Origin of the sequence: Aeromonas sp. D3, from assembly GCF_027705025.1 — a bacterium.
GTDB classification, from domain to species: domain Bacteria; phylum Pseudomonadota; class Gammaproteobacteria; order Enterobacterales; family Aeromonadaceae; genus Aeromonas; species Aeromonas salmonicida.
The window spans coordinates 16,124-23,192 of sequence record NZ_JAPDBE010000056.1; the positions used below are offsets into that span (position 1 = coordinate 16,124).

At 48.5% G+C, this 7,069-nt stretch carries 3 protein-coding genes; all 3 read right to left on the reverse strand.

Annotated elements, in window-relative coordinates; genetic code table 11:
* Positions 1-592: 592 nt before the first annotated feature.
* From OKC28_RS21195 to OKC28_RS21205, 3 genes are read right to left on the reverse strand one after another with little or no spacing between them, the layout of a single operon-like run.
* Entirely contained in the window at positions 593-2,809 is a 2,217-nt protein-coding gene (locus OKC28_RS21195) for a DEAD/DEAH box helicase (protein WP_247824043.1), read from the reverse strand.
* Entirely contained in the window at positions 2,781-4,076 is a 1,296-nt protein-coding gene (locus OKC28_RS21200; RefSeq protein ID WP_075114266.1) for an ATP-binding protein, read from the reverse strand. The genes OKC28_RS21195 and OKC28_RS21200 overlap by 29 nt, the downstream gene beginning before the upstream one ends.
* A complete protein-coding gene (locus OKC28_RS21205) occupies positions 4,069-6,825 on the reverse strand; it encodes a tellurite resistance TerB family protein (protein WP_247824044.1) in 2,757 nt (918 codons plus the stop codon). Before OKC28_RS21205 ends, OKC28_RS21200 begins: the two co-directional genes overlap by 8 nt.
* Positions 6,826-7,069 lie beyond the last annotated feature (244 nt).

Consider the following 7,069-nt stretch of genomic DNA (forward strand, 5'->3'; position numbering starts at 1 on the left):
AGTAATAAAGTAATAAAGTAATAAAGTAATAAAGTAATAAAGTAATAAAGTAATAAAGTAATAAAGTAATAAAGTAATAAAGTAAAAAAACACCCGCCACTGAGTCGGGTGTTTTTATCAAAAGATGCGACTAATGGTTAATGTATTATATTCTGGTTAAGTGAGCATTATGATGTTGCTAACCATCCGTAAGCCACATTATTACTGATTGAGTGATAGTTATGGTTAGGTGGTTAAGTAATTTCAATGAAAATAATATTGTGAGGTATGGATGAGTATAATTCAACGCTGTCAATATACTTATCGCTTTATAGCGAACCTAATTAACCATCTAACCATTAGCGAAAATAAACCTACGAATGTGGGGTTTAGGTTGATTAGGTGGCTTAAACAATGATTAACCAATTATTTTTAATTGCCGTTATTCAACGGCAAACGATCCACAGTCACACCGCTGGCATATTCTGGTTAACATGCAACACCTGAAGTGACAAGGCTCATCGACGATGTGTGCTCCATGTCACCTGTAGAAGCGGTACGAGTACAGTGATCTACTATTCGGAATAGCTATTTAGCCAGTTTAGTAGCAAAATTATTTTCCATGCATGAGTATGACCTTCTTACATATTCCTAATGCACCTTCCAGATCCAACCTAAGTGAGGAGAATGACTTACGCAAAATTCTATCAGGAAGTGCCCAATCCCACTTTTCTCGATTTAAGTTTCGGACTCCGTCCAGTAGGTCTGTCGATAGTACATGTGAGTCTTTAATGCTGACGATAACATTCAGCATTTTTTCTTTGCTGCAATTAATTAAGATGTAAATGCCTTCATTAACAGCATCAATATCATTTTTTTGCATCAACAGAACAAACGCATCATGTGCAATATCACTGGACCACGGGAACAGCTGTACGGAATTATCGCCCAATTCAATCAATGTAGTCGAGTCAAGGTCAAAGCGTTTAAAGTTTTCTCTTGCTTCGGACAGTAGCTCTTTTGCTCTGGTATCAAGAAATGGAACATCAAAGCCACCAGCAAGCACATTGCGCATTTCAACCCTGACTATTTCGTGAACAGTGGCCAAGCAGTTATCGAAGACAGGAGGAGTCCCTCCTTTTGAGGGGGCCACAAGTATAAATTTCTTTTCTTCATTCACTTCGAGAACTTGCCAGCGGCGACCGGCAAAAATGATCTTCTGGCCTGTAATCAGAGGCCTGCTTATCGGGATCAACCCAACCTGAGTAGAGGCGCAGATCAGCCGGTATTCCTCATCACTGACAAATGATGCGTAGAATTCGTGATTGTTAACGAGTTTTTCGCCTACTTCACCGTGCAGCAGCAAACCTGATGAGTCCTGTTGTATCAATTTCAAGCGGCCCATCTGCTTGAGAAGCCCAATAAAGTCATCAGGTGTGAATCCTTCAAAAGGCGCACCAGGGGAGAGCAGACTATGCCAAAGGTCTCTGGCCATGATGCCGCCGCGCTCACTGATAACAGAAAGGATCTGTTGAACTAGAGTTGAGGCGTGCAAGCCACCAGCAAGGGGAGGCTCAAACCAACCACCGATCAGTAGCCTGACCATGGCGATAGTTTGGATCAGGTCCTCACGTAGTGAATCTGAGATACTTGTATTGGGGGAGAGTTCGCGCTCGATGATGTAGCCGCGAAGGATTGCGGACTCTCCCTTACGGCGTCCGGACCTACCAAGACGTTGCCGCAATGAAGACACCGCAGGTGGTCGACCGATTTGGCAAATACTTTTAACGGAGCCAATGTCGATCCCGAGCTCCAACGTACTGGTGCAAATCGCTGTCGCTGGCACATCACCCGACTTCAAAGCCTGTTCCGTTTCTTCACGATATGTTTTCGACAAACTGCCGTGGTGTGCCCAGAACTGGTTTGGGACCTTATCTTGTTCGCAAAGGCGACGTAAACGGTCTGTGTACTTTTCAACGTTCGATCTGGAGTTGGGAAATACCAGGTTGTTTGACCCGCGGAGTACACGATACAAGTCGTTACTGATGGCTACATAGGGAGATGTTGGGTCGTCTTCATCTCGTTCTTCGTCTGGTTCCGTTTTACCTTCGAGATAGCCTTTGATGAGGACCTTTAGCTCCTGGCCACCATCCTTTGACTCGATGAGCTGGACGCTATCAGGTAGGGAAGGGCGCAAGAATTTTGCCGCGAGCGACATATCCCCGAGAGTAGCAGAGAGCCCAACGCGGGGGACCTGACGACCGATGGCCAGCTCAACACGATGCATCAGGGATTGGATCTGTTTTCCTCGCTCAAAGCCGATGAAGGCATGCAGCTCATCAATCACGATGTACTTGATGTTGGCCATCATCCCAGGGATGGATGACCCCCGATTCACAAAGAGGGCCTCCAGGGATTCAGGGGTGATCAACAACACCCCATTGGGACTCTTCAAGAACTTCTGCTTCTTGCTGTAGGCGATATCACCATGCCAGCCAGTAACAGGGATCTCCAACGAGTCACAGAGCTCGTTGAGCCGTCCCCATTGATCATTGATCAGCGCTTTGAGAGGACTGATGTATAGAACCGTAGCGGGCTCGGGGCTGTTCAGTAGCACCGTGAATATCGGCAAGAAGGCAGCTTCAGTTTTACCCGCAGCAGTGGCAGCAGCGATGATCACGTCTGTATCTGCCCCCAATAATGCCGGTATCGCCCGCTCTTGCGCATCACGAAGAGAGGTCCACCCCTTTTGCCACACCCAGCGCCGGATCCGCTCATCCAGCCGTTCAAAATGTCGGGAGTCAGAGCTGGAACGAGGTGAATTCATCATCGGGCTCCACTGCCAATTCTAACTCCGCTCCCTGATCAGATTTGATGTCAGTAAAGCCAATGAGCTCTTTCCAGTTTGCATCAGGGTTCTGCTCTAGGACGGCCAGCAGGTTCACAAAGGCGGTGATCGTCGTTCTGGGGGTTCTGAAATAGCTTTCCCCCAACCGGCTCTCACAATGGGCCATAAATGCCGGTAACGCTTCGTCTGGCAATGTGTAACGGGTTTCATCACCACAGGCATAGACATGCCGCAACTTCTCAAGGAGAACGTAGAAATCCTCAGGGGTCAGGCTTGAGAGGCGCAGTACTGGCCCTGAGTAATCCACCAGCCCATCCTGAGCAAAGCTGTTCTCGGCCAAACGGGATTGCAGGGCTGAATAGCTGAAGAGGCCGCGTCGGGTGTCCATCAAAAACTCGGGAGTGCCGCCAAGGATGAACCCGAGCCCGACCGACGTCCCTTGCAAGGAGTCATTGAGGATCCGCAGGATTTGTTCGTAGTTGGAGTTGCGAGCCTGGGTGTTGGCAAGCTTATAGAGGTTCACCATCTCATCAAGGCATACCAGCAAGCCTGAATAGCCTGCCAGCTGAACGAAACGGGCCATCAGCTTGAGCTGATCATACATGGTGGCATCATCAACGATGGTCCGGACACCCAGCGCTATGCGGGCATCGGTCTTGGTTGAGAATTCGCCCCGAAGCCATCTGATGGCGTCATGCTTCAGCTGGTCATTTCCATCTTGGAACCCTTTGCAGTAGGCGGCAATCACCTCGGCAAAGTCATAGCCATTGACCATCTCGGCTAGATCTTCCAGCTTCTTCCGGATGACCGCTTCAGGTTGTGAGCCATTCGCCTTGGCTTCATTTTTCGCCTGAGCGATGAACTTCTCCACTACACCCGCAAGTGCACCGCCATCAGGTTTCGTGCGGGTGGACATATTCTTGGCGAGCTCAGAATAGAGGGAACGCGCTTGGCCGCCGCTGGCATGCAGTCGGCGATCGGGATTGAGATCGGCGTGAACGGTAACAAGCTGCTTCTCAAGCGCGATTGCTCGCACAAGGTTGAGAAGGAAGGTTTTACCGGCACCATACTCCCCGACAACGATCCTGAATGATGAACCTGTATCGGCAACGCGATTGATGTCTGTCATGAAGGCGTCAATTTCGTTTTTGCGGCCAACTTGGATGAGATGCTGACCCACCTTGGGCACGACACCCGCTCTTAAGGATTGGATGACGGCGTCACGCTCTTTTGGCCTGATTTTACTCATGAGGAATTTGCTCCAGAAGGTCAGTGTTCAATTCAATGGTGTCATCACCCTCGATCAGCATTTCATCAAAGTGATCGAGCATGGCTTCATTAATTTGTTCAAGTGCACCATCGAGCATCAGGCCCATGGTGTTGGCAAGTGCAGACAAATCATCACGAGCCCATTCCGGACGGGCAAGCAGAGCCCTGAGGAATTGGCTTAGGTCATCATCAAGGCCAAATAGAGAACGAGTGTCCCCAAGGGTTGTCGGCTCGTCCGCTTGATCTGATGACGCTTCTGTCTTGGCCTGTTGTGGCTGGTAGATATCATCATGTTCACCATCATTCTCTGTAAACACGGATGCAAGCATTGCAGTGACTTGAGAGGTCTCCTGTTTGAGCTGTGCCACCCGAGCCATATCCAAACTGGAGGCACTGCCAGTAGCCTTGGTCACGCTGCCAGATTTGCTCGTTGATACGATCCTGGCCTCATTTGAATGGAGGTCTGAGTAGACCTGTTTCACATCCAAAGAGATCAGCTTATACAGCTGCTCCAGTACCTTCACTTTGGCTGGGGTGATCGAGTTGTCAGCTTTCACAAAGGCGACGAGCAGCTTGCCGACTAATGCCTTTTGTTCACCATCCAAGGCATCGATGGCTTTCTTTACGATCGACAGGGTAGGAGGTGCCTGAGTGCCCAGTAGCGCTTTTGCGATCAGTCGAACTGATTGAGAGTGGGTCAGGAAGTTCATTGAACCGATCTGCTCCTTGAGGAAAGCGATCGTGACTTCCGATTTATCTTCGTCGGTATTCAGGACAACACAGGCCAGATCTACAAATGCGGACACAGTATCCACACTGCTCTGATTTTTGTTCAGCGTCTCTTGCGGATTTATCGGATAGATGACAACAGGCTCGTCTCCCTTCGGACGCTTATTGCTTCCCTCTGGGTGAGGCTCGATGCTCATATGGTGGTGAGCCAAGATGTTAGCCAAACCTTCATACTGCGCTTTATTGAGGCCTCCCGTGCTGTTGATGTTGATACGCGCTGCAAGGTCAGACCAAGGCAGGAGCATGGCATCAACACCAACAACCTCTGCCAGCGTCACGAACGTTTGTTTCATGGCTGTTGGCCAATACTGATATGGCAGATGAAGCAAAGCTTCCAAGGTGTTTTCTGCCCCAACATTTCTCCCTAGATACCGGCTATATGGCTCAAGCAAGGAGGTGCAAAGGTCAACAACCTTACTCAGCTTTTTGATGTATGGCTGCGAGAAGGAGACATCAGATAGATTGGTGACGCAGCGCTCAATGAATTGGCTGACGGCATAAGAAGACGGCGCATAGGAAACCTCGACACGGGATTTGAGCTCTTTCAGTTTGATGCCATCGCCATACTCCCGTTTATAGGTGTCGATGAACATAGCCTTGAAGATATCAAAGCAGCGCTGCGCGGGGGTCCGTAAGGAAATTGTCGGGGTACAGGTCGCCCAGAGCAAAGCCCAATCGGCAGGAACCGGCTTGCCGTCTCTAACCAGTTGCCCGAGGCAGATTTTCAGCGAAATAGGGACGTGGTAGCTGAGCGGATCGGCCTCTTGTGCGGGGAAAAGGTAATATTCCTTGCTGATGTTCTTCGCCATCCCATATTCGAGAAAATTGGTGGCATATCTTGTGAAAGAGGGGTGCGCCGAATAGATGGTCACCAATCTGGCTATTTCGGCAAGAATAAATGGCATCTCTCTTTTGGCTAGCTCGTCTCTTTTGGCATCAATAAAATACCGGCGCTCAAGGCCATAGAAAAAGATGAAAACAAACCCAATTGCGACGTCGGGGTCTTTGCGCCCATTCGCAATCCATTGCAAATATCTTTTCTTGGCGTCGGCAGTGAGATTTTTATAGCTCGGATAATATCCATGCAGAGGAAGATCTGAGGGCGCATCTTTGATGGTAACAAGGGCTTGTGGATCGATAAGTGATGGCTCTTCAAAGAGGCCTCCATCCAGCCTGGTGTTGCCGACATAAAACATACCGCCGCTAATTTTGAGACCAGCAAGAGTGATCTCTTCACCTGGGGACATCCAGCGGCCAACCATGCAGGGCCCCGCAGGCATTAGCTCAGAAGAGGTGAAGAGTACGTTTTGCTCAGAAGGCACAACGGATGGGCTGCGTTCTCTGAATGAAAAAGATATGCTGAACTCGGGCGCGGGTAGTTCCGTATCGTTATCTGTCAGGGACAAAACAGTAAAAACATCGTCATCAAAATCAAGGGAGGCTGGTGGCGCATCAATAGCTGGATCTGGCTTTGTCTTGGCAAAAGAGTTTGCATCCAAGGTCGTGGGCTCAAAAGGGGTTGATACTCCAGAAATCATGAGGTCAGAGGCCGATACCTTGATCAGATCTTCAGTGTTTGGATTCGGTTGTTGGTGTGGTAACGCCTCTGGTTGCATCTTTGTATCCGCGTTGGCTATAGCTTTCGAATGACTGGGGGCATGTGATGGCGTGAAAGCTGCCCTCGGCGGCTCTCGATGCACTGGTGAAGTGTGCTTAGTTGGATGAGGTGTGGCTGTAACTGTTGGTTTTTCTGGTTTGTCGGTGGTTTTTTTGTAACGGTATGTGAAAAAAAGAAATAAAACGCAGAATGCACCCACCCAAAATTGCCAAGGAACCGCTTTAATAGCTTCAATTATCTTGATAGTAATAAAGATGACGATGGCAAGTATAATTAGATAAAAATCTCCAAGTTTCTTTGATGTCCGCCTTTTCCTTGCCATTTATTCTCTCCAAACAGTAATGCTTCAGCTAAGTAAAATCACTAAATTAAATAGCTACCTTAAAGTGTGATGTGCCTAATGATAAAGTTCACGTATACACGAGTAAAGGTTCTATCACCTGAAGATGTTCACTCTGTGAGGATAGATTAGTGATTTCTTACGGGACCCTTAGGGAAGGTGCGAATAAGCGGGGAAATTCTTCTCGGCTGACTCAGTCATTTCATTTCTTCATGTTTGAGCCGAT